21 protein-coding genes are annotated in these 24262 nt (G+C 63.0%); all 21 read right to left on the bottom strand.

The window, feature by feature from the left end:
- Window positions 1–29: 29 nt before the first annotated feature.
- The 21 genes from nuoL to EB809_RS03020 all read right to left on the bottom strand — a co-directional run bounded on the left by nuoL (window position 30) and on the right by EB809_RS03020 (window position 24257).
- A complete protein-coding gene (gene nuoL, locus EB809_RS03120; RefSeq protein WP_123633386.1) occupies window positions 30–1886 on the bottom strand; it encodes an NADH-quinone oxidoreductase subunit L in 1857 nt (618 codons plus the stop codon).
- An 8-nt stretch (window positions 1887–1894) separates the two neighbouring features.
- Window positions 1895–2203, bottom strand: a complete 309-nt coding sequence (nuoK, locus tag EB809_RS03115) for an NADH-quinone oxidoreductase subunit NuoK (protein ID WP_123633343.1) — start codon at window positions 2201–2203, stop codon at window positions 1895–1897.
- Entirely contained in the window at window positions 2203–2727 is a 525-nt protein-coding gene (gene nuoJ, locus EB809_RS03110) for an NADH-quinone oxidoreductase subunit J (RefSeq protein ID WP_123633342.1), read from the bottom strand. Before nuoJ ends, nuoK begins: the two co-directional genes overlap by 1 nt.
- Before the next feature lie 35 nt (window positions 2728–2762).
- Entirely contained in the window at window positions 2763–3302 is a 540-nt protein-coding gene (gene nuoI / locus EB809_RS03105; RefSeq protein ID WP_123633341.1) for an NADH-quinone oxidoreductase subunit NuoI, read from the bottom strand.
- Window positions 3303–3316: 14 nt separating this feature from the next.
- Window positions 3317–4297: an NADH-quinone oxidoreductase subunit NuoH gene (gene nuoH, locus EB809_RS03100; protein WP_123633340.1), complete on the bottom strand. Its 981-nt coding sequence runs from the start codon at window positions 4295–4297 to the stop codon at window positions 3317–3319.
- Window positions 4294–7059: an NADH-quinone oxidoreductase subunit NuoG gene (gene nuoG, locus EB809_RS03095; protein ID WP_123633339.1), complete on the bottom strand. Its 2766-nt coding sequence runs from the start codon at window positions 7057–7059 to the stop codon at window positions 4294–4296. The genes nuoH and nuoG overlap by 4 nt, the downstream gene beginning before the upstream one ends.
- A gap of 4 nt (window positions 7060–7063) precedes the next feature.
- Window positions 7064–8434 carry an NADH-quinone oxidoreductase subunit NuoF gene (nuoF, locus tag EB809_RS03090; RefSeq protein ID WP_123633338.1) on the bottom strand — a complete coding sequence of 457 codons (1371 nt, stop codon included), beginning with the start codon at window positions 8432–8434 and terminating at the stop codon, window positions 7064–7066.
- On the bottom strand, window positions 8431–8931 hold the full coding sequence (gene nuoE / locus EB809_RS03085) for an NADH-quinone oxidoreductase subunit NuoE (RefSeq protein ID WP_123633337.1): 501 nt from the start codon (window positions 8929–8931) through the stop codon (window positions 8431–8433). The genes nuoF and nuoE overlap by 4 nt, the downstream gene beginning before the upstream one ends.
- A gap of 20 nt (window positions 8932–8951) precedes the next feature.
- Window positions 8952–10736 carry an NADH-quinone oxidoreductase subunit C/D gene (nuoC, locus tag EB809_RS03080; RefSeq protein WP_123633336.1) on the bottom strand — a complete coding sequence of 595 codons (1785 nt, stop codon included), beginning with the start codon at window positions 10734–10736 and terminating at the stop codon, window positions 8952–8954.
- Window positions 10737–10777: 41 nt separating this feature from the next.
- On the bottom strand, window positions 10778–11458 hold the full coding sequence (locus EB809_RS03075) for a NuoB/complex I 20 kDa subunit family protein (RefSeq protein WP_123633335.1): 681 nt from the start codon (window positions 11456–11458) through the stop codon (window positions 10778–10780).
- A gap of 50 nt (window positions 11459–11508) precedes the next feature.
- The gene (ndhC, locus tag EB809_RS03070) at window positions 11509–11913 is read right to left on the bottom strand and encodes an NADH-quinone oxidoreductase subunit A (RefSeq protein WP_123633334.1); all 405 of its coding nucleotides are present in this window, start codon (window positions 11911–11913) and stop codon (window positions 11509–11511) included.
- Between the two features lie 249 nt (window positions 11914–12162).
- The gene (locus EB809_RS03065; protein ID WP_223807796.1) at window positions 12163–13152 is read right to left on the bottom strand and encodes a zinc-dependent alcohol dehydrogenase family protein; all 990 of its coding nucleotides are present in this window, start codon (window positions 13150–13152) and stop codon (window positions 12163–12165) included.
- Window positions 13153–13181: 29 nt separating this feature from the next.
- Window positions 13182–13928: a sulfite exporter TauE/SafE family protein gene (locus tag EB809_RS03060; RefSeq protein WP_123633332.1), complete on the bottom strand. Its 747-nt coding sequence runs from the start codon at window positions 13926–13928 to the stop codon at window positions 13182–13184.
- Between the two features lie 7 nt (window positions 13929–13935).
- Complete coding sequence (locus EB809_RS03055) at window positions 13936–16098, bottom strand: TRAP transporter permease (RefSeq protein WP_123633331.1); 2163 nt, start codon at window positions 16096–16098, stop codon at window positions 13936–13938.
- 70 nt (window positions 16099–16168) lie between these two features.
- Window positions 16169–17179: a TAXI family TRAP transporter solute-binding subunit gene (locus EB809_RS03050; RefSeq protein WP_123633330.1), complete on the bottom strand. Its 1011-nt coding sequence runs from the start codon at window positions 17177–17179 to the stop codon at window positions 16169–16171.
- A gap of 194 nt (window positions 17180–17373) precedes the next feature.
- A complete protein-coding gene (putP, locus tag EB809_RS03045; protein WP_123633329.1) occupies window positions 17374–18852 on the bottom strand; it encodes a sodium/proline symporter PutP in 1479 nt (492 codons plus the stop codon).
- A 505-nt stretch (window positions 18853–19357) separates the two neighbouring features.
- The gene (locus tag EB809_RS03040; protein WP_123633328.1) at window positions 19358–20119 is read right to left on the bottom strand and encodes a helix-turn-helix transcriptional regulator; all 762 of its coding nucleotides are present in this window, start codon (window positions 20117–20119) and stop codon (window positions 19358–19360) included.
- A gap of 93 nt (window positions 20120–20212) precedes the next feature.
- Entirely contained in the window at window positions 20213–21541 is a 1329-nt protein-coding gene (locus EB809_RS03035; protein ID WP_123633327.1) for a phospholipase effector Tle1 domain-containing protein, read from the bottom strand.
- Window positions 21542–21760: 219 nt separating this feature from the next.
- Window positions 21761–22393, bottom strand: a complete 633-nt coding sequence (gene tmk / locus EB809_RS03030) for a dTMP kinase (protein ID WP_123633326.1) — start codon at window positions 22391–22393, stop codon at window positions 21761–21763.
- Between the two features lie 11 nt (window positions 22394–22404).
- A complete protein-coding gene (gene mltG / locus EB809_RS03025; protein ID WP_123633325.1) occupies window positions 22405–23442 on the bottom strand; it encodes an endolytic transglycosylase MltG in 1038 nt (345 codons plus the stop codon).
- Window positions 23443–23444: 2 nt separating this feature from the next.
- Window positions 23445–24257 carry an aminotransferase class IV gene (locus tag EB809_RS03020; protein WP_123633324.1) on the bottom strand — a complete coding sequence of 271 codons (813 nt, stop codon included), beginning with the start codon at window positions 24255–24257 and terminating at the stop codon, window positions 23445–23447.
- Window positions 24258–24262 lie beyond the last annotated feature (5 nt).

Below are 24262 nucleotides of genomic sequence, written 5' to 3'. Positions count from 1 at the left end.
TCCTGCATCAGTGTCATCCCTTCAGCCATTCAGTACCCCATCGCCAGCGCAAGCAGCACCAGAGCGGCCCCGAGCACCATGGAGGTGGCGTAGGTCCGCAGCCGGCCGGTCTGGGTTCTGACCAACACCGCATTACAAACCCGCACCAGCGCGGCGAGGATCATGAAAAGCGCGTCGATCAAGTCGCCTCGCAGCCATCGCACCAGGACCTTATAAGGGCGGACCAACAACCGGTCGAACAGCGCATCGAATCCCCAGGCGTTGTGCCAGAGGTGCCACAACCAGGCCCCCGGGCCGCGGGCGACGACCCGGCCCAGCCATGCCCGCCGGAACAGGAACAGCCAGCCGGCAATCAATACCCCACCCATCGCCGTGGCGGACGCCATCAGCTCCAGCGCCGTATGCCCCGACTCGGTGGCTTCGCCCGGTCCCGCCGGCAAGACGTCCGAAAGCGGCGGCGTGATCCCCGCCCCGATAAAGGTCGACAGCACCATCAAGACGAGCAGCGGCAGGCCGTGCTGGATGCCCTTGCCCGGATCCGCGTGCCGGGCCTTGTCGCTGCCCGGTTCGCCGTGGAAGGTCCCAACGATCAGGCGCAGGGTGTAGAACGAGGTCAGCAACGCGCCCACGAGCCCGGCTGCCAACAAACCGCTTTGCTTCGCCGCTAAGGCCTCCCAGAGGATCTCGTCCTTGCTGTAGAAACCGGCGGTCACCAGGGGCAGCGCGGCCAGGGCCGCCCCGCCGATCACGAACCCGGCATAGGCCAATGGCAGCTTGCGCCACAACCCACCCAGTCGGGCCATCTCCTGCTCGTGGTGGCAGCTGATGATGACTGCGCCGGCCGACAGGAACAGCAGCGCCTTGAAGAAGGCGTGGATCATCAGGTGGAAAATGGCGGCACTGTAGGCGCCCACGCCCAACGCCAGGAACATGTAGCCGATTTGGCTCATGGTGGAATAGGCCAGGATGCGCTTGATGTCGGTTTGGGCCAGCGCCGCAAAACCCGCGATCAGCAACGTCAGCGCGCCGATCAGCCCGACGATGTACTGCGCCGTGGGGGCCAGGTCGTAGAGCCCGTGCATGCGGGCGATCAGGTACACCCCGGCGGTGACCATGGTGGCAGCATGGATCAGCGCCGAGACCGGTGTGGGACCGGCCATGGCGTCGGCCAGCCAGGTGTGGAGCGGCAGCTGGGCGGATTTGCCGAGCGCCCCACCCAGCAGCAGCAAGGCGGCGGCTTCGACGACCGGATTGCCCTTCTGCCAGAGTGCCGGCGCTTTATCGAGAATCGTGGCGATGTCCAGCGTGCCCAGCTCGGTGAACAGCAGGAACAAGCCGATGGCGAGGAAGATGTCCCCGATCCGGGTCACAACGAAAGCCTTGAACGCCGCCATGCCGTTCTCTGTGTGCTCGTAGTAGTAACCAATCAGCAGGTAGCTGCACAGGCCCACGCCTTCCCAGCCCAGGAACAGCAGCAACAGGTTGTCCCCCAGCACCAGCAGCACCATGCTGAAGACAAACAGGTTCATGTAGGCGAAGAAGCGGGTGATGCCCTCCTCGCCACGCATATACCAGGCTGCGAACAGATGGATCAGGAAGCCGACGCCGGTGATCACACCCAGCATGGTGATCGAGAGGCCGTCCAGCATCAGGCCGATGGTGGGTCGGAAATGGTCCACCGCGACCCAGGTCCACAGTGTCAGCCGCTGGGGCGTCTGGTCACCGGACATGAAATCGATGACGATGAACACGGTCACCAGGGCCGCGAGGCCAACACTGGTGTAACCCACCGCCGCGCTGGCCCGCTCGCCCAGATGGCGATAGCCCAGCGCCAGGATCAGGCAGCCGGCCAGGGGAAACAGGAATGTCAGGGGCAACAGGGTCAGGGCCATTGTCATCCTCGCATCCCGCTGGCTTTATCGGTGTCGAGCGTCTTGAAGCGATGGTAGAGCTGGATCAATAACGCCAGCGCCACACTGGCTTCCGCCGCTGCCAGGGTGATCACCAGCAGGAACATGGCCTGCCCTTCCGGCTGCCCCCAGGCGGTGCCCGCCACGATGAACGCCAAACCGGCGGCGTTGAGCATTACCTCCAGACTCATCAACACGAAGACCATATTGCGGCGGAACATCAACCCCGCGAGGCCCAGCGCAAACAGCACCGCCGCCAGGGCCAGCCCGTGTTCCATGGGAATGCCGTTCATCAATTCCCTCCCTTTTTGTCGTCCCGGCGGTCGCGCGGCAGTCGGCCCACGTGCGATGCGGTCACCAGACCGGCCAACAGCAACATCGCTGCCAGCTCCACCACCAGCAGCCACGGCCCGAACAGGGTGCGGCCCACGGCTTTGGCGGTCAGCATGTCACCGCTGATCATCCGCCCGCCATCGCCGGCCGACAGGGCGACCAGCAACGTGCCCAGCAAGACCAGCGACAGGATCGCCGGCAGGATCCAGGTCCGTGCCTGCAGCCACAGCCGTTCCTGTTCCGCCGCGCCCTGCCCCAGGTTCAGGATCATCACCACGAACACGAACAGCACCATGATCGCCCCGGCATAGACGATGATTTCCAAAGCCCCGGCAAAAGGCGCGCCCAGCGCGAAGAACACGATGGCCACGGCAATCAGCGAGACAATCAGGTTCAGCAGCGAATGCACGGCATTGGTGCCGGTAATCACCCCCAGCGTGGCAATCACCGCCACCAGTCCGCTGAGGTAAAAGGCCAACTCCATAGGTCCGTCCTCTGGCTGGCGCGCTGCCCGGAATTTCAGGGCAGCAGCGTCTTCACGTCGATCGGTTCGTCTTCGTTCTGGGCCTTGCCCTTGTCCTTGCCGGCAATCGACAGACCCGCCACCTTGTAGAAGTGGTAGTCGTGGTCCTTGCCGGGCCCGCTGATCAGCAGGTCTTCCTTCTCGTAGACCAGCTCCTGTCGCTCGTACTCGGCCATCTCGAAATCCGGTGTGAGCTGGATCGCCGACGTCGGACAGGCCTCCTCACACATGCCGCAGAAAATGCAGCGGGAAAAGTTGATGCGGAAAAATTCCGGGTACCAGCGACCGTCATCTTTCTCGCCTTTCTGCAGCGAGATGCAGTCTACCGGGCAGGCCACAGCGCACAGGTTGCAGGCCACGCAACGTTCCTCGCCGTCCGGGTCCCGGGTCAGTACGATACGCCCCCGGTACCGCGGCGGCAGCGGCACCGGCTCCTCCGGATAGTTCAGGGTTTCGCGCTTACGAAACGAATGCATAAAGACAATGCCGATGGTCCGCAGTTGGGACCAGGTACCGGTGAACAGCCATTTCAGCATGTCGAACCTCCTTCTCAGCCCGGTGCGTCCAACAGGATCACCGCACCGGTGACCAAGAGATTGATCAGTGTCAGCGGCAGGCAGACTTTCCAGCCGAAGCTCATGACCCGGTCATACCGGGGCCGTGGCAGAGAGGCCCGCAAAAGCACGAACAGCATCAGGAAAAACGCGGTCTTGAGCGCAAACCAGACGATCGGCGGCAACCACGGGCCCTGCCAGCCGCCAAAGAACAGCGTCACGATCAACGCCGATACCAGCACCATGCCGACGTATTCGCCGATGAAGAACATACCGAACTTCATGCTGGAGAACTCGATGTGGTAGCCATCCGCCAGCTCCTGCTCGGCTTCCGGCTGGTCGAAGGGATGACGGTGCGTCACCGCAATACCGGCGACCAGGAACGTACAGAAGCCGAAGAACTGCGGCACGATAAACCACAGCCCTTCCTGGGCCTGGACGATCTCCCGCATGTTGAACGACCCGGTGATGCCCACCACGCCCATCAGCGCCAGCCCCATGAACACTTCATAGGACAGGGTCTGGGCCGACGCCCGCATGGCGCCCAGCAAGGCGTACTTGTTGCCGCTCGCCCAGCCGCCGAACAGCACCGCGTAGACGTTGATACCGGCCATGGCGAAGAAGAACAGCAACCCGATGTTCAAATCGGCAATGCCCCAGCCCGGCGTGATCGGGATGATCATGAATGACAGCAGCAGTGACGCCATGGCAATCGCCGGAGCGAGCATGAACAGCTTGCGGTCGGCAAACGGCGGGATCCAGTCCTCCTTGAAAAAGATCTTGATCATGTCCGCGATCAGCTGCAGCGAGCCGAAGGGGCCGACCCGATTGGGCCCGTAGCGATCCTGCCAGAGCCCCAGCAAGCGGCGCTCCACCACCGTCATCACCGCACCGAGAAGGACGGCGGCCAGCAGGATGACGATCGCCTGGAACATGGCATAGAGAATGTCGATGACCTGGGGTGTCAGCCAGCTCATGGGCGCACCTCCCCGGTCAGACCCTTATCATCCCGGGGCGTATCACCGCTGGCCGCGAGACTCACTGGCATACCGCTTCGCAGGGCCGCGTCCGCACCGGCCGGGATGAACAGCAAGCCGGACGGACAGCCCGCCTCCGTGCGCACCGGAAACACCCACTGCCCGTCATCGGTGATCACCCGGACACCGCCGCCATCGGCAATATTCAGTGCACCGGCATCCTCTGGCGACAGCACCGCCACGGCCTGACCGGCGCGCGCCTGGATGGGTTCGGCGCGCGCCGAGGTTTCCTCGCCACCAAACAACCGCGGCAGGATCACCAATCGCCATTCATCGTCCGAACGCCGATAGGCCTGCGGGATATTGCTGGAATAGACGTAGCGGCCGGGTACCGGTTCCAGCAGGCGTATGCCGGGATCCCCGGCCCGCAGGTGACCGCCCACTTCATCGGTGAACTTGTTCCAGGCCTGGGGCGAATTCCAGCCGGGCGCCCAGGCGAAGGCGACGGACTGGCGCGGACGGTCAAAGCCGTTATAGCCCTCCATGGAAAAGGCAAACGGTGTATCCGGGTCCTGCGGCGTGCGCGGCTCGGACACGTTAATGTTGGCGCGCATCGCCGTGCGGCCGCTGTAACGATGAGGCTCGCGGGCCAGCTTCACACCCTGCACCCGGTAATCGGCACCCGGTGCAGCTCCCACCATGCCGGCCAGGGCCGGATGTCGCCACGCGCAGTCCCGGGTCACTTGATCCAGGGTGATGTCCGAAATCGACTCACGACGCCGACCGGCAGCCAGTGCGTGCAACCAGCGCCAGCTCTCGCGGATGCGGGTCTCCGGGCGGATATAGCCCGGGTCGTAGACCTGGAAGAAGCGCTGCGCCCGACCTTCCAGACTGACCAAGGTCCCGTCGGCTTCGGCAAAACTGGCCGCCGGCAACGCCAACGTAGCGCGCTCCAACGTCGGGGTTCGCTGATGGTCCAGTACCACCACGGTTCTGGCCCGGGACAGCGCGTGCTGGACCCGCCTGGCCGGCAGCCGTTCGTACAGGTCATTCTCAAGGATCACCAATGCGTCGGCCTGCTCCGCCTCCAACTGCTCAAGCGCCCATTCCAGGGTCTGCCCGCCCATCATCTGAAGGCCGGTGCTGTTGGCCTCACGCCGGACCAGTGCCAAGCCGCCCATACGAGCTCGACGCGACAGCGCCCGGGCGATATTGCCAGCGGCGTCCAGAATGGCGGTGGAATTCAGGGACCCGCCGCTGACCACCAGCGGCCGGGTTGCCGCCAGCAGGGCTTCGGCCATGCGATTCGCCGCTTCAGCGAGCGGTGCCTCCAGCCCGGGAACCTCCGGTGCCGAGGCGTCGATCCGGTGCGCGACCGCGTGACCCAAACGCGCAATGTCGTCTGGAGCCAGTCGCAGACGGTTCTCCGCAATGCCATCCAGCCCGGTGGCCACGGGATAAGCGACGAAAAGCGGATAGCGGCTGTCCTGCCCCAGCGTTTTCACCGCTTCGGCGTTCCAGGTGGGGATGCCACGATCTTCCGCCAGCGCCTCGCGACGCCCCAGGACGGCCTGGCGCACCGATAACCCCAGGCGCGCAGCACTCTGGATCAGGTCTTCCCCCAGCACCAGGACGGCATCGTGTTCTTCGATGTCCCGCAGATTTGGTGTCGGCAGGCCGCAGGTGCGGTTCAGGTCCGCCATCAGCTCGAGGCAGGCCAGTTCATCGGCGGCAATCCCGGTGGAGAAATTACCCTCGCCCACCAGATCCCGCAGTTGGTGGTTGCTCTCCAGGCTGGCGCGGGGTGAGCCGATGCCAATAACCCGATACGCGTCCCTGAGCGCATCGCTGCCCCGGTCGAGCGCTGCGTTCACATCCAGGGTGACCGGTTCAGCTTCCGGCTCTGCCCGCCACTCGGGCTGGGTCGGGCGGTCCTTGCGATTGACATAGCCGTAGCCAAAGCGACCGCGATCACACAGGAAGAAGCGGTTCACCTCGCCGTGGTAGCGATTTTCGATCCGGCGGATCTCGCCGTAGCGCTCGCCCGGACTGATGTTGCAGCCCACCGCGCACTGGTGGCAGATACCCGGCGCAAACTGCAGATCCCACTTGCGAGTGTAACGGTCGCTGTGGGTCTGGTCGGTAAACACGCCGGTGGGACACACTTCGGTGAGGTTGCCGGAGAACTCACTCTCCAGCGTGCCTTCCTGGTAGCGGCCAAAGTAGACGTTGTTGTTGGCGCCAAACGCGCCCAGGTCGGTCCCGCCGGCGTAGTCGTTGTAGAAACGCACACAGCGGTAACAGGTGATACAGCGATTCATCTCGTGGGCGATGAACGGACCCAGGTACTGGTTGCGATGGGTCCGCTTGCGGAAGCGATAGCGGCGCCGGTCGTGGCCGGTCATCACCGTCATGTCCTGCAGGTGGCAATGGCCGCCCTCTTCGCAGACCGGGCAATCGTGGGGGTGATTGATCATCAGCCACTCGACGACACTGGCCCGGAACTCCCGGGCTTCTTCGTCATCGATCGAGATACGCGCGTCGTCCTGCACCGGCGCCATGCAGGACATCACCAGCATGCCCTTATCGTCATCGGCGTCCTTGAACTGCTTGACCGCACACTGGCGGCAGGCCCCGACACTGCCCATGGCCGGGTGCCAGCAGAAATACGGAATATCGAGGCCCAGCGACAGGCAGGCGTGCAGCAGATTGTCGGCCCCATCGACACTGTAGGAACGGCCATCCACGTGGATCGTTGCCATGGCGCTACACCTCCCCGACCGGAATCGGATCGGCATGGGCCGGCCCGGTCTCGTGACGCACGCCGCGCTCGAACTCGTCGCGGAAATACTGTAACGCACTGGACAGCGGCATGGCGGCGCCCGGTGCGTGGGCGCAGAAGGTTCGACCGGGGCCCAGGTCGGTGGCGAGCTTGTCCAGCATCTCGATATCCCCCTGCTCGCCTTCGCCCCGCTCCAGTGCCTGCAGTATCTTCACCGTCCACGGCAGGCCATCCCGGCATGGCGTACACCAGCCGCAGGATTCCCGCGCGAAAAACGCCTCCAGGTTGCGCATCAGGGAGACGATGCTTTGCTGGTCGGTGACCACCGTCAGCAGGCCCGTACCCATGCGACTGCCCGCCTTGCCGATGGAATCGAAATCCAGCGGCAGATCCAGGTGTTCCGGCAGCAGGAAGCCGGTACTGCCCCCTCCGGGCAGCCAGGCCTTGAGCTGCTCACCGCCCCGGATTCCGCCGGCCCGGTCGAGTAACTCGGTGCCGGATGTCCCGATGGGCAGTTCCCAGAGACCGGTTCGTTTGGCTCGACCTGAGACACCGTAGAGCTTGGTGCCCCCGTCATTGCTGAGCTGGCCGGACAGCCCCTGGTACCACTCCGCACCGTGGCGCAACACGGCAGGCACGTTGCACAGCGTCTCGACGTTGTTCACCACCGTGGGCTTGCCCCAGGCGCCGGACTGACCCGGGAACGGAGGCTTGGCACGAGGATTGGCGCGTTGGCCCTCCAGCGAGTTGATCAGCGCGGTTTCCTCGCCGCAGATGTAGCGCCCGGCGCCGGTGTGCAGCGCAATGTCGAAATCAAAGCCGCTGCCGGCAATATCGGCACCCAGCCAACCGGCGTCGCGAGCCTCTTTTAGCGCACGGGTGATGTGATTCGCCGCCTCGATGTATTCCCCGCGCAGGAAGATGTAGCCGTAACGGGCATTGTTGGCGTAGGCGGCGAGGATCATGCCCTCGATCAGCAGGTGCGGCGTCTGCTCCATCAGCAGGCGATCCTTGAAGGTGCCCGGTTCCATCTCGTCGGCGTTGCAGACGATATAACCCCGTGGCATCCCGTCGCCCTGCAGGGTCAGGCTCCATTTCACGCCGGCGGAGAACCCCGCGCCGCCCCGACCGCGCACGTTGGCCGTCTTCATGGCATCGATGACCTGCGCGCCCGTCTGCTCATTGAGCGTGTGACGCACGGCGGCGTAACCATCCTTGTCTTCGTATTCCTTCAGGAAAACGGGCGTTCCATCGTCGTGCAGTCGCCAGGTCAGCGGATGGGTCTCTTCGCGACGCTCGTCGGCGTCCTGGCGAAGCTGGCAGCGGTAGCGCAGGCGTGACAAGGCATCCGTCATGCGTAGCCCTCCAACAAGGTGTCCAGATCGTCCGGATGAACCGGCCCGAAGGTGTCGTCGTCGATCATCACCGCCGGCCCCCGATCACAGGCGCCCAGACAGCACACGGGCAGCAGCGTGAACCGGCCGTCCGAGGTGGTCTGGCCAAAATCAATGCCGAGCTTGTCGGTAAAGGCATCGCGCAGCGCCTCGTAGTCCGTGAGAAAGCAGGAGCTGCTGTCGCACACCAGGATCACATGGCGCCCCACCGGTTGCCGGAAGATCAGACTGTAGAAGGTGGCCACCCCTTCGACACTGGCGGGACTGATGCCCAGCAGATCGGCGATCACGGCAATGGCGCCGTCCGGCACCCAGCCATGGCGACGCTGCACGATCTTCAGGGCCTCGATGCAGGCCGCCTGGGGCTGCTCGTAGTGATCCCACTCATGCAGGATGGCCTCGCGATCTGCCGCTTCGATGACAAAGCCGTCGCTGGCAATGGTTTGTGCTGTCTCCATGGGCCGGTTCTCCGCTTCTCTCATCGATCCACGTCCGCCATGACAAAGTCGATGCTGCCCAGGTGGGCAATCAGGTCCGGCACAAAACCCTGGCGCATGAGGGCCGGAATCTGTTGCAGGTGCGGGAAGCTCGGTGTGCGGATACGCGTGCGATAACTGGTGGTGTTGCCGTCGCTGGTGAGGTAGTAGCTGTTGATGCCCTTGGTCGCCTCCACCATCTGGCAGGACTCGTTCGGCTTGAGCACCGGCCCCCAGGACACCTGCAGGAAATGGGTGATCAGCGTTTCGATGTGCTGAAGCATTTTCTCCCGGGGCGGCGGTGTGGTCAGCGGATGGTCCGCCTTGTAGTCGCCCGGCGGCATGTTGTCGACGCACTGCTGGATGATGCGCACGCTCTGGCGCATCTCTTCGATGCGCAACTGGCCCCGGTCGAACACATCGCCGCGGGTGCCCAGCGGCACCTCGAAATCAAACTGGTCGTAGCCGGAATACGGCCGCTGCTTGCGCAGGTCGAAGTTGCAGCCCGTTGCCCGCAGGTTGGGACCGGTCACGCCCCACTCCAGGGCTTCTCCGGTACTGAAGGCCGCAATATCCCGGGTGCGCTCGCGGACAATGGCGTTCTCCATCATGGCCCGCTGGTATTCCCGCAGGCGCTTGGGCATCCAGTCCAGGAATTCCTGCACCAGCGTCGGCCAGCCTTTGGGCAGGTCCTGTGAGACGCCGCCGATGCGATACCAGGCCGGATGCATACGGAAACCGGTAATGCCCTCAATCACCTTGTAAGCCCGCTGCCGATCACTGAACGTGAAGAAGACCGGCGTCATGGCGCCCAGGTCCTGCAGGTAAGTGCCCAGGAACAACAGGTGGCTGGTGATGCGGAACATTTCCGCCATCATCACCCGGATCACCCTCACCCGGTCCGGCACCTCGATGCCGGCCAGCTTCTCCACGGCCAGCACGTAGGGCAGGTTATTCATGACGCCGCCGGTGTAATCGATCCGGTCGGTGTAGGGAATGAAGCTGTGCCAGGACTGGCGCTCGGCCATTTTCTCGGCACCGCGGTGGTGGTAGCCGATGTCCGGCACGCAATCGACGATTTCCTCGCCGTCCAGTTGCAGGACGATACGGAACGCGCCATGAGCCGACGGATGGTTCGGCCCCAGGTTGAGGAACATGAACTCGCTACCGGACCGCTCCCGCTGCATGCCCCAAGCTTCCGGGTCAAACTGCAGGGCCTTCTGCTCCGTGTCCTGCCCTTCGACGGTGAGTGTATACGGATCGAATTCGGTGGCCCGGGCGGGATAGTCCTTGCGCAGCGGGTGGCCAGTCCAGGTCGGCGGCATCAGGATGCGGACCAGCCGCGGGTGGCCGTCGAAGTCGATCCCGAACATGTCCCAGACTTCGCGCTCATACCAGTTGGCGTTGCGGAATACGGACACGCAGCTGGGCAGTGACAGATCACCCTCGTCGATGGCGACCTTGAGCATCAGATCCCGATTCCGGTCGATCGACACCAGATGATAGAACACCGTGAAGTCGGCCGGCGGCAACCCCACCCGCTGGCTGCGCAGGCGCTCGTCGATGGCCGAGAGGTCGAACAGCATGGTGAAGCCTTCCGGCAGGCCCTTGAGAAACGCCAGGGCATCCAGCAACCGTTCCCGGGGCAACCACACCACGGGCATACCGGTGAGGGTCGCCTGTTCGACCATCACCTGTGCCCCCAGATGTTTGCCCAGGGCCTCCAGGACCGGGTCCTGCACCGAACGGTTGTGCGCTTCGCCCTGCGTTGGGCTGGCCACGCTCATCGACATACGCCTCCTTGGGGAGGTAGTTGGATTTCCGGGCCCTACAGGCTGCCGGGACTGCGCAATTCGGTCGCCTGGATCCGGCGATCGCGATGCTTCTCCCGCTGGGATGGCATCTTCGCCCGATAGACACCCTGGTCACCGACCACCCAGGACAGGGGGCGGCGCTCCTCCTGAATCGAGTCCTGCAGCAACTGCAACCCCTGCAGGAAGGCTTCGGGCCGTGGCGGACAGCCCGGCACATAGACGTCCACCGGCAGGAACTTGTCGACGCCCTGAACCACCGAATAAATATCGTACATGCCGCCGGAGTTGGCGCAGGACCCCATGGAGATCACCCACTTGGGCTCCAGCATCTGGTCGTAGAGCTGCTGGATCACCGGCGCCATCTTGATGAAGCAGGTCCCCGCGATCACCATGAAATCCGCCTGGCGCGGGGATGCCCGGATCACTTCGGACCCGAAACGGGCAATGTCATGAGGTGATGTGAAGGCCGTGGTCATTTCCACGTAGCAGCAGGATAGCCCGAAGTTGTAGGGCCAGAGGGAATTCTTGCGGCCCCAGTTGACGACCGAGTTGAGCACTTCATCCAGCTTGCCGGTAAAGACGTTGCGCTCGAGTTGCTGTTTGACCGGGTCATCCACCTGGCGACGATCCCCAAGGGGATAGCGGTCCGTTGCGGCCGCGGCTTCGTCGTCAGCCCGTGTCAGCGTATAGGTCATGCCCGCTCTCTCCTTTCCGATGGCTTCGGAAGTTCAGAAATCCGGATCGTTCAGCGTTCTTTGGGAACCCGGCGCCGGGGCGCCCAGTCCAGTGCGCCGACGCGGCTGTCGTACAACAGACCCGCCAGCAGTACGAAGATGAAGATGGCCGCGCCCCAGAAACCGACCCAGCCGACTTCCCGGATGGAGACCGCCCATGCAAACAGGAAAACGGCTTCGATATCAAAGATCACGAAAAGCATGGCCACCAGGTAGAACTTGACGGAAAACCGCTGGCGCGCCGATCCGGCACCGATGATGCCGGACTCGAATGGAAGGGATTTACTGCGTCCACGACTGCGACCGCCCAGCAACGCTGAAGCGATCATCATGAAGGCACACAGGCCGAACACAGCCAGGATGAAAAGACCAATGCCCCAGTATTCGGCGATTATTGCAGGCGTACTCTGCTCCATAATCTCCACCGGTCAGTCTGGATTCATACACCACCCCGCAACGCTCAATGAAAGCGGCAGAACGTTCAAAGGGTGAAGCACGACGTGGATAGCCGACTGAATTTGCGGCTGTTATGTACTCAGACTAGCAGTCTGTCTGCCGCCTTGCGAATCCAGAAAAGTGATACGAGCAAAGCGACTTGATCCGGGGGATGCGCCCCCTCCCCCGGCGGAACGGACCGGATTCGCGAAAGATTCTGGTCAGTGCCCTCAGGCTGTGCGCAGCAGCAGGATCTTTCCGGTCGCCTCCCCCGCTTCCAGCTTGCGATGAGCCTCACCAACCTCGCTGAAGGTAAAGCGCTGCGGATCGAGCAGCGGCCGCACCGCATTCTTCCGGATCAGATCGCTCATGGCCGCAGCCATGCGAGGCTGGTCGTCCATTCCGATACCGTGCAGCAACGGAATCGACCGGAACACCACATGCAGGCTCAGGCTCTTGGCGTGTAACTGCGACAGATCGTGGGTCGACCGGGTGTTGATGGACGTCAGCCGCCTGGCGATGCCGGTCGCCTCGATGGAGCGATCCAGGTTCTCGCCACCGACGGTATCGAACACCAGGTCGAAGCCCTGGCCGCCAGTCAGCCGCTGGACGTAATCGGCCACGGGCTCATCCCGATAGAAGATGATGTCGTCCGCCCCCAGCTTCCGCGCCAGGTCCGCCTTTTCCTGAGTGGAAACCGTCGTCGCTACCCGCGCCCCGAGATACTTGGCGATCTGGATGGCCACGTGACCGACGCCGCCGGTGCCGGCGTGGATCAGCACATGCTCGCCGGATTGCAGGCCGGAGCGATCGGACAGCGCGCTCCAGGCGGTGAGGAACACCAGCGGTAAGGCGGCACATTCCTCCAGCGGCAGCGCCATGTCCGGCGTCCGCTTGGCCAGCACCCGCTCGTCGGCAACCATGTAGTCCGCCAACGCGCCCTGCCAGCCCTTGACGCCGCCCGCGCAGCCGAAGACCTCATCTCCCGGTGCAAATCGGGTAACACCGGAGCCCACCTTGTCCACCACCCCGGCCACATCGCCATTGAGGATCGCCGGCATGGCGGGCCCCGACTTCACGAAGCCGGAGCGGATCTTGGTTTCGATGGGATTGAGGCTGGAGGCCACCACGCGGATACGGACCTGATTGGGCCCCGGTTCCGGGGTGTCGACATCGCGCTCGACAAAGACGTCCGGGCCGCCAAACTCTTCAATCACCATCGCTTTCACGTTCAGACCTCCTCAATCCATCAATACACAATCAGCCGAACCAGAATCGCCGCCACCATCAGCAACGTCAACCACTTGACCCACTGGGCGCCGCGCGGCCCCATGTTGACCCGCACCGCAATCTGCGCGCCGGTCACGTTCCCCAGAGCCAGCAGGAGCCCGGTTCCCCAGCGCACCTGGCCACTCCAGGCGAACACCAGCAGGGCCGGCAGCGTATACAACAGCACGATCGCCACCTTGATGACGTTGACCTGCCGCAAATCGATTTTCAGCATCCGGTAGAGCACGACGATGAACAGCGCGCCCACGCCCACCTGGATGAAGCCGCCGTACAGGCCGATCAGAAACATGGCGGCATAGACCACCGGCGTCAGCCGGCTCGGAGTCAATGGGCGGGTATCCAGCTTGGGCTGTGGCAACAGCATGAACACGGATGCCCCGATCATCGCCGCCACCAATACCGCCTCGAACACGGCATCGGACACACCGGTCGCCAACCAGGCGCCCAGTAGTGAACCGATGATGGCCGGCACCGCCAGCCGCAGACTCACCGCCCAGTTGCCCTGCCCGCTGCGCCGGAATCCCCGCACCGCCGAAACACTCTGCAGGGTAATGGCCACCCGGTTGGTGCCATTGGCCACCTGCGGCGGCAGCCCCAGGAACATCAGCAGTGGCAGGGTCAGCATCGAGCCGCCGGCCGAGAGGACGTTGATAAATCCGGCGACGCCGCCCAGCAGCACCAGGGCCATAATGTCAGGCAAGGTCATGGTGCCATCAGGTTCCTAATGCCACAGCCGGGGTGCCACGCCCCTTGCGACCACTCCACACCAGCAACGCCAGGAAGATCACCAGGCCAGCGGTGTCGAGCACCAGGCTGTCGTGGGGCCAGAGCATCAGGCCGCCAATGGGAAACATCAACAGCCGCAACCACCAACTGAGCCGGTGCTCCAGGAAGCCTTCCAGGCCGGCGATAATGGCGTATATCCCGAACAGACCGAACAGGAACACCCGCAGCATCTCCCAGATATCGCCGGAAATCAGCGGCGAGTACGCGAACAGCAGCGGCACGATGTACAGCCCCTTGGCAATCTTCCAGGCAGTAAAACCGGTGCGCATCTGGGAAGTGCCGGCAATGGCGGCCGCCGCGAACGCGGTCAGGCAGACCGGCGGTGTGACGTTGGAATCCTGCGACAGCCAGAAGATGATCATGTGGGCCGAAACCAGGGCCATGGTCGTCGCATGCGGAGACAGCGCCTGCTCCATCAGTTGGGAGCTAAAGGTGTCCGGCACGGCTTCGAGCATGCTCTTCGCGGTCGCCATATCCATCGGCGCGTTGAGCAGGTTGAACTGGTCCGGCGTGGCCAGCATGAAAATCGACCGCGCCTGCTCCGGCAGGTTGCCGCTGACCATAAGGTCCAGCAGCTGGCTCTGGGCAATCAATCCGTAGATCGCCGGCGCCGAGAGGGTTGCCAGCACGATGTAGGCCGCGGTCACCGGCAGCCCCATCCCCAGGATCAGCGAGGCCAATGCCACCAGGATCAGGGTGATCAGCAGGCTGCCACCGGCCCAGTTGGTGATCATCAGCGAGAACGTATTGCCGATGCCCGTGGTGGAGACCACGTTCACGATCAGGCCGACGGTAATCAGCAGGATGGCGGTGGTCACGATGTTCCGCGAGCCCTGGGCCATGGCGTCCAGGATATCCCGGGGCATCATCGGCTTCTTCGACAGCCAGGAGGCCACAATCACCGACAGGATCGCGATACCGGCCGCATAGGTGGGCGTAAAGCCGTAAACCAATGCCGCCACCAGGACCACCAGCGGCAGCAGATAGTGCCAGCCGTCCTTCATGACTTCCTTGAGCGTCGGCAGGTCATCGTCCTGTTCCAGCTTGACCGCGTGACTGCGCTTCGCTTCCACCCGCACGAACATGGCGACAGACAGGAAGTACATGAAGGCCGGCAGGGCCGCGACCGCCACAATCGTCAGGTAGGACACCTGCGTGTAGGAGGCCATGATAAACGCGCCCGCCCCCATCACCGGTGGCATCAACTGCCCGCCGGTGGAGGCCGCGGCTTCGACCCCGGCGGCAAATCGCGCCGGGAAGCCCGCCTTGCGCATCAGCGGAATGGTAATCACGCCGGTGGAGACGGTGTTGGCCACGCTGGAACCGGATACCGAGCCCATCAGGCCGGAGGCAAAGACCGCCACAAAGCCCGGCCCACCAATAAAACGCCCGGCGGCACAGCGGGCCAGCTCGACAATGAAATCGCCGGCGCCGGACTTCACCAGAAAGGCGCCGAACAGGATGAACATGAACACGTAGGTCCAGGAAATCCGGGCAATGGAGCCCAGCATGCCCTGCCCGCCCATGTAGGAGCGGAACAGCACCGTCTCCCAACTCAGGCCCGGAAAGTTGAAGATCCCGCCCACGTATTGTCCCCACCAGGCCACGTAGGACAGCGCGATCACGCAGAGCGTGGGGATGAACCAGCCGGTGGTACGCCGGGCAAACTCCAGGATCAACAGCACGGCGGCGATCGACACGATCCAGTCGGCTGTCGAAAAGGTCACGCCCCGGGCATACAGGGCATCTTCAAAGCCAATCAGGTAGAGCGCACAGCCCATGGCCGCCAGCCCCAGCACGATGTCCACGGCAAAGACCAGTCGCTGGGTACCGGGGTTGCTGGCCTTCACCATGGGAATGGTCAGGGCGCACAGCAGGCCGAACATGCCGAAATGCAGCGCCGAGGTCCAGAGTTCCGACAAGGTCGAGAAGGTATTGAAATACAGGTGGGAAACGGCGATCACGATCGCCAGCACAAACACGGTACGGCCAATCAGCGGGTTGTTCAGCCGTTCGCTGGCCTCCGCGGCCTCTTCGTCGCGAATGTGGTCCAGAGAGCCTGTCTCTGGCTGCTTGTCATCGTTACTCACATGGACTCCCAACAGCAACGACGGGGGCGAGATTCGCCCCCGAGTTCAAAACCGCTTCTGGAAGCGTCCCTTACTTGGCGATCAGCCGATCCGGAATTTCCAGTCCCTGCTCCTTGTAAAAGCGCGCAGCACCCGGATGCAGTGGCATCGGCAGTCCCGCAATGGCTTTTTGCAGCGCCATCGCCTTGGTGGCCGGGTGGATATTATTCAGGAACGGCAGATTGGCGTAGATCGTTTTGGTGATCTGGTAGACGTCCTCTTCCGACACATCCGCCCGCACCGCCAGGATATTGGGCTGGGCGATGGTGTGGATCGGCTTGGACTGATTGGGATAGGTGTCCGCCTTGATCACGTACGGCGACCACAGCTCGAATTCCTTGTTGATCCGCGCCAGCTGGTCTTCGTTGACGTCCAGCGTGGTGATGTCGTTGCCGATGTTGGCGTAGGCCCGTGTCACCGCGGAGGCCGGCACGCCGGCCGGAATGTTCATGCCATCGATGTTACCGTTCTGCAAAGCGTCGGCACTCGGACCGTAACCGAGGTAGGCCAAGTCCATTTTCTTCACATCGATGCCCAGGGCGCCGAGAATGTACCGGCCGGAACCTTCCGTACCGGAATTGCGGGCGCCGATGGAAAAGGTTTCGCCGTAGAGATTTTTCATGTCATCGATCGTGCCGGTCTTGGCCAGCTCGCTGCGAACCACGAAGTGCTCCACGTTCTGCCACAGCATGGAGACCGAGCGCAGGTTCTTATAGGCCTTGGGGACCGGGCCGGTTCCCTTCCAGGCCCAGGCGCCATAGAGCCCTTGAAGGATGCCGAATTGGGCCTGGTTCTCGTCCATCAGCTTGAGGTTTTCACCGGAGCCGGCCGAGCTGATGGCGGAAAGTGAAATCCCCGTCTTGGGCTCCAACTTGACCTTGACCAGGGTGGACAGGGCCACGCCGACCGGATAGTAGGTGCCGCCGGTGGTCGCGGTGCCCATGACGTAGTGGCCGCCATCAGCCTGGGCAGTGGCGGTAAAGCCCAGGGACAGTGCCGCGACGGCCCCTGCAATGGTTTTCAGAAACTGACGCTTAACCATGTCGTGCTCTCCCTTTTATTGGTGTTGTCTAAAACGCACATGTGGCATTGAGAATAGCCTCGAACCCGGGGCCTTGCCATTCCCCGCGCTACGACATAAGTCGGTGTCGACACTCAGGTTTTGCGCACAAAAAAGGGGCGCCCTCAGGCGCCCCTTGTCTTTACCGCTGTCGACGTCAGGCGTCGTTCAGACGGTTACTTCGTTCCCATGGCGGCATCGAAACCGTCCTGGATGGACTTGGACGGTTCCGGTGTCGCCAGGGACACCACCACAATGGCGATGGTGGCGAACAGGAAGCCCGGGATGATCTCGTACAGGTCGAGAATACCGCCGGACAGATTGCCCCAGACCACCACGGTCACACCGCCGACAATGATGCCAGCCAACGCGCCCAGACGGGTCATGCGCTTCCAGAACAGGGACAGAATCAGCGCCGGACCAAAGGCCGCACCGAAGCCGGCCCAGGCGTAGGACACCAGTTCCAGGACCTTGCTGTCCGGATCGAACGCCAGCAGGCAGGCCACGACCGCAATACCGAAGACGGCGAAGCGTCCGACCCACACCAGCTCGTTCTGGGTGGCTTCACGACGGAACAGCGCCTTGTAGAAGTCCTCGGCCAGGGCAGAAGACGACACCAGCAGCTGGGAGTCCGCCGTACTCATGATGGCCGCCAGGATCGCTGCCAGCAGAATACCGGCCACGAACGGGTTGAACAGCGCGTTCACCAGCAGCATGAAGGCCTTCTCGCCGTCTTCCAGCGGGGTTTCGAAATAGCCGATGGCCGCGAAACCAACCAGCAGTGCACCGAACAGCCCCAGGCCACTCCAGATGACCGCGATGCGGCGGGCCGCCGGAATGTCGCTCTCGCTGCGAATCGCCTTGAAACGCGCCAGGATGTGCGGCTGGCCAAAGTAGCCCAGGCCCCAGCCCAGCAGCGACAGGATCGCCAGGGTCGTCATGGCCCCGCCGTCAGCGCTGGTGAACGCGCTCAGGAATTCCGGGTTTTTGGCCGTCATGGCCGCCTCGGTCGCGGACCAGCCACCGTCGGCGTTGATGGCCATGATGGGCACGATCAGCAGCGCTGCAAACATCAGCAGCCCCTGGATCACGTCGGTCCAGACCACCGCCAGGAAGCCCCCGAAGAAGGTGTAGGACACCACGGCCACGGTGCCGATAATGACGGCGGTGGTGTAGTTGATGCCGAACACGGTCTCGAACAGCTTGCCGCCTGCGACCAGACCAGAGCTGGTGTAGAACAGGAAGAACAGCAGGATGAAGAAGGCGGAGATGATCCGCAGGAGACGGCTCGTGTCTTCGAACCGGTTCTCGAAGTAGGAAGGCAGTGTCAGTGAGTCGCCGGCCGCCATGGAGTACGTCCGCAGACGCCGTGCGACGATCAGCCAGTTCAGCCAGGTGCCGACCAGCAGGCCGACTGCGATCCAGATCGCTTCGTAACCCGCGGCGTAGGCATAGCCGGGCAGACCCAGCAGCAACCAGCCACTCATATCCGAAGCACCCGCACTCAGTGCTGAAGGCAGCGGGCCAAGACTCCGGCCGCCAAGAACATAGTCAGAAAGATTGGATGTGCGTTTCCAGGCGATGTAGCCAATGGCCAGCATCAACAGGATATACACGATAAAGGTCAGCGTGACCCCCAGGTTATTTCCCACCATCTGGTGTTACTCCCGTCCGCTAGTAGAAGTGTGTTTCTTTTTATGGTCCCTTCGCGCCGGCCCGAAGGTGGCGCGCTGCAATCACTGCGGCGGATACAACTCGGGATGACCCGGGCCATCCCAGTGTTGCATTCACTCTGCCGGCGTATGGGAACTCCGGCGACTACAGCGATGCATTCCTGACGACTGTTTGCATTGTTGATTGTCCGGTTCATTGTTCGGTGGCCGGCCGCAATGGCGCTGACCACATGCCCTGGAGGCCGGTCCCGGACTGACATCGGCCTCCAAAGTCCAGGCATACCGTCTCGGTCAGCCAGGGGCCGATCATGACGGGGCACGCAGTCCAATCCGGCAGCATCGGTCCTGACACTTCCGGATGAACTGAATGTAACCTTTACGAAGGCTGTCTCTAATGTAGTGAGCCGGGCCGGCTGCGGCTTGCAAAAAACTACGGACTTTTTATGAAAACGTACGGTTTTGCACCGACGACGGCGGTTCTTTCACCTTACCGTAAGACGGACGGTGTAACGCCCCGGTACTTTTTCATGGCGTTGGTGAGGGCCCCCTGGCTGGAAAAGCCGGTTCGCAGACTGATTTCCGCCAGCGATAAACGGGGCTGTTTGAGGAGTTCGATGGCCCTTTCCAGACGTGCCTGGATCAGGTACTGGTGCGGACTCATGCCCGTCATTTCGCGGAAGGTCTCGTGGAAACGACTGACGCTCAGGCAAGCCTCGCTGGCCAGATCCTGCACGGTGATTTTCTGGTGAAGATGGTTGCGCACGTAGTGGCGGATGGCTTCGGCATTGAAGGTCTGGCGCTTGCGACGCGGGGCGTTGCCGTTACTCAGTCGCTGGGACAGGCAATGGATGATACCCGTTGCGAAGTGCTCGTGGAGGGAGCGGTTATCCGGTGCCTGATTCAATTCCGAGGCGCACAGCTGAATCAGGCTCTGGAGCCGGTTGTCCATATCCAGATGCGACGGTCGATCGAACAGCGGCGCGAGCCGGTCGTAGTCACCGTGCCGGGGGTTGGACAGCGCGGGCGCGGTGGTGTCGAGATCGATGACGAGCACGTGGTTGACGTCATTGCCGAAATAGTCGTGACGGGTTTCGGTGGGTACCAGGCAAGCGCGGCGGCTGTCGAGGTCGACCCCCCAACCCTGGCCGGCCAATCCTGAAGCCCCCTGCAGACCGATCACCACCTGATGATGGATATGCTCGTGCTGCGCTGCATTCTCGGGGAGTTTCAGAACTCGGGCGTTCAGCATAACGTGCGTGGAACCGTCACATGGATGGTGATCTATTTAAGCATATTCCGCTCCATGATTCACGATACGCCAGCCGGATTCCTCTTCTGGGCGTCAAGCGGCAAACTCGACACCGGCCTCACTGCCGGTACACCAGCGCACCCGGGCTGTCCGGTCACCAATCCTGGGATGTCTCAGCCGCACCGATCCACCTTCACTGACCGCCCCATTTCCGCTGTAATACAGGCGCGCACCGGATTCAGACATGTCCATAAGCGTGCAGACCTCCCCAACATCGGGCATATCGGCCACGGACAGGGTCTCCGGAACCATCAGGCGCAAATGGCGGCGTTCGTGAAATACCGGCACGCCGTCCGCCAGGGCCTGTTCCAGATTGGCGCGATTGCGGATGGCTCCGCCCTCCTCCAACCGATCCGCGGCCGCCACATGAACTTTCTCCGTAACGGCTTGCCCGAGCCCCATCGCATCACGCTGGGTGTCGCCAATGGGGCGGTCATAGGCACCGAACAGGCGGTATGGCCATGTAAAGCTGTCGTTGAGCGTTGTCAGATAGCGGTCTTCCGGCGGTGTCTGGAAGACATCCCCGAGCTTCCACTCCAGACCGTGCTGGTTGGCCTGCCCGATCATGAACTGGAGCGCGAGGTCCGACAGTCCGGTGGCCGCATAGCCCCCGCCCACATCACTGTGTACCCCGGGCATCCAGACCTGCAGGGTGCGACGGGCCACGGACTCGTCTTCATGGGGTTCGGCCTCCGGCGCGTGAGTCCACAGATCCGGCTTGAAGGACGCACGGCATTCGTCGATGGCCAGCGCCTGCACGGCATAGGACACGGAATCCGACAGGTGGGTATCGTGGAATCCGACCCAGGAACGGGACAGTTTTCCCAGGCCCGGCATCGGAACGCCCTGCCCCCCGACCGTGTCGAACACGCCGAGGAACCGGATCGGAATGCGCCGGCTGGACTGCCGCAACTCCTCCACCAGCGCGGCGTGGGGGACGCTGTCCCGCTCGCTCCCCGGTTGGGCCCGGTACCAGCGATAGGCATGGGGCAAAAAACGCATTTCGGATTTACCGATTAGCCCCATGGCATGGATGAAGCCCGCGAGGCTGCGCACCGCGTAGGCTCCCCGGCTGAACCCAAGCAGGTAGATATCGTCACTCGGCGCCCAGTTGTTGGCGATAAAACGATAGGCCTGCAAAAGGCTGGCCGACAAGCCCACTCCCAACATGCCGCCAAGCCATCGGTCCACTTTGCCGCCGGTACCCGCTCCGTCGTCGTAATAGACCACTTGATCGCGGCGACCGGAGTGGGCCTTCAGGGCCCGGACACATTTGAGGATATTGGACGGCTCGGCTGGATGGGCCTCGCTGTCAGGCCAGTTCCAGGTACCGTCACAGCACACAATGATTGCCTTGGACATCACCATCCCCTCCATGCTTGCGGCAGGCGTCACCGAATGCAAACAGGGACGATCGGTACGGCAGGATTCCGATTCGCGCTCCACCTGATGAACCAGCGTCCGACCTGCCGTTGCGACACGTCAGACTGACTATTATTTGATCACTCCAGAAGCGTAGCAGACAAATCAAAGGCAGGTCGAAATCGACGCTGCGGGTCTGTCACCCTCTAACACGATGACTCAGGGCGAGGTTGAGAGAATGGATTGCAGGGTGGAAATCAGGGACTGGCTGACGGATGCCAGCGGCTGTGAGGCATCCAGCACATGGTAGCGTGCCGGCCATTGTGCAGCCCGCTCCAGGTAGGTCTGGCGGATGCGTTCGAAGAAAGCCACGGCTTCCTGCTCGAAACGATCCAGTTCACCCCGCTTGCGGGCGCGCGCCATCCCGACATCCACCGGCGCGTCCAGCAGGATCACGTGGTCCGGGCGGCGTTCGCCCTGAACCAGGGTTTCCAACTGGGCAATCTGTTCCCGGGACAGCCCCCGTCCACCACCCTGATAGGCGTAGGTGGCATCGGTAAAGCGATCACACAGGACCCAGCGTCCGGCTTCCAGATGCGGCAGGATAAACCGATTCAGATGCTGTGACCTGGCCGCGAACACCAGCAACAGCTCGGTCAGGTCGTCCATCACCTCATCGCGCGGCGTCAGCAGGACCTCGCGGATATTTTCCGCCAGCGGCGTTCCGCCGGGCTCCCGGGTAACCACCACATCAATGCCCTGCTCCCGCAACCAGCTTTCAGCCACGCCCAGTTGGGTGGACTTGCCGACACCTTCAGAGCCTTCGAACGTAATAAAGTAACCGGGATTCATCGTGTGTCTGCCTATTGCGTTTGCGGCGATGAGCGATAGTCGGATCGACGCCGCAGCTGGAACTCGCGCACCGCCCGCTGATGCTCCTGCAACGTCCGTGAAAACACATGGGAGCCGTCACCGCGCGCGACGAAATACAGGCTCTCGCCCGCATCCGGATGCAATGCAGCGTGGATGGCCTCGCGCCCGGGCAACGCGATCGGCGTTGGCGGCAATCCGCTGATGCGATAGGTGTTATAGGGCGTGACGGTCCGCAGATTCTTGCGGGTGATATTGCCGTCGTAGCTGTCTCCGAGGCCGTAGATCACGGTCGGGTCGGTTTGCAGTCGCATGCCTTTTTCCAGGCGGCGGACAAACACGCCGGCGATCTGGCTGCGCTCATCGGGCACGCCGGTCTCCTTCTCGACGATCGACGCCATGATCAACGCTTCGTAGGGACTCTCGTAAGGCAAGTCGTCGGCCTTTCCCTGCCATTCCTCCTGCAGGATGGACTGCATCCGGTCGTAGGCCCGACGCAGGATATCCAGGTCGCTTTCCTGCCCGGTGAACACGTAGGTATCCGGGAAAAAGCGCCCTTCTGGATGCTCATCCGGGCGGCCCAGACGCGTCATCAACTCGGCATCGGTCAGTCCGGCGGACATGATATCGAGGTGATCCTGTCGCTCCAGGGCCGCGCGCAGATCCGCAAATCGCCAGCCTTCAATAAACTGGACGGACCAGGTCTTGGTCTCCCCGTTGACCATCTTGTTGACCATGGCCAGCGCTGTGTCGCCGGAAGCAAATTCGTAGGTGCCGGCCTGGATCAGGTTGCGATCCGGGTGCAGCCGCCCCCACAGGCGGAGCCACAGCGAATCCTTGACCAGCCCGTTGCGCTCCAGTTGACGCGCCACGCCACTGAAAGTACTGCCGTGCTCGACATTGAACAGAACCGGCTCGGACAGGGCGACGGGCGTTTTCAGCGTATTGAGGCCCTGCCAGACCCAGAGACCGGTACCGGCAACCGCCAGAACCACCACCAGCAGACAGAGAATAAGCAAACGTTTAAACAAGATCAGGATCCAACTGCATCCGAAAGAAAGGACCGGATTCTGGCAAGCGCCTCGCTCTGAGGCAACTCGAACTGGTCGATCCGGCCGACCACAATGCCGCCCACGACGCTGTTCATCAGCATCAGGCCGCCAAACGCCGGATCGTGGATATCCGCCCGGGTAATGGCGCGCAGCTGCACAGATTCTCCTAAACGGCCCAGTTCATCAAGTGCCGCCTGCCGCGCCACGCCGGCCACGGCCAGCGATTCCACCGCCGGCGTCACCCAGCGATCGCCGATCCGGGCCATGATATTGGTGCGGGTTCCTTCCAGAAGATCACCGTCCGGGCTTCCCATCAACGCCTCGTACGCCCACTCTGGCATGCCCTGGCTGGCCAGGACCTGAGGCAGACGATTGAGGCTTTTGATGCCGGCCAATCGGGGGTCGACGACCAGCGGATGGGGACAGCGGGATACCGCGACGGGCTGCGACGGAGACGGCGGACAGTCATGACGGCTGAGACAAAGCCGGGGCTGGACAGACGCCGGCGGGCGATAGCCTCGGCCACCGCTCCCCCGGGTCAGGATCAGTTTCAGAACCCAGTTCCCGGGCGTGGCGTATCGAACAACCGCGTCGTCCAGGGCAATGGCCAGCTCGTCCATGTCGACCGGAATGCCCAGCCGGGCGGCGTCGTCGGCAAGACGCCGGAGGTGCCGACCCCGGAAACGGGGCTCTCGGCCGTTGATACGGATTGTCTCAAACAAACCGTCGCCGTAGGCCAGCCCCCGATCACTGGCCGGGAGCGTGGCCTCATCGGCCCAGATGCGTTCCAGCACGGACC

This window comes from Marinobacter sp. R17, assembly GCF_003789045.1.
GTDB lineage: Bacteria > Pseudomonadota > Gammaproteobacteria > Pseudomonadales > Oleiphilaceae > Marinobacter_A > Marinobacter_A mangrovi.
This window is presented reverse-complemented; position numbering and strand designations above follow the sequence as displayed.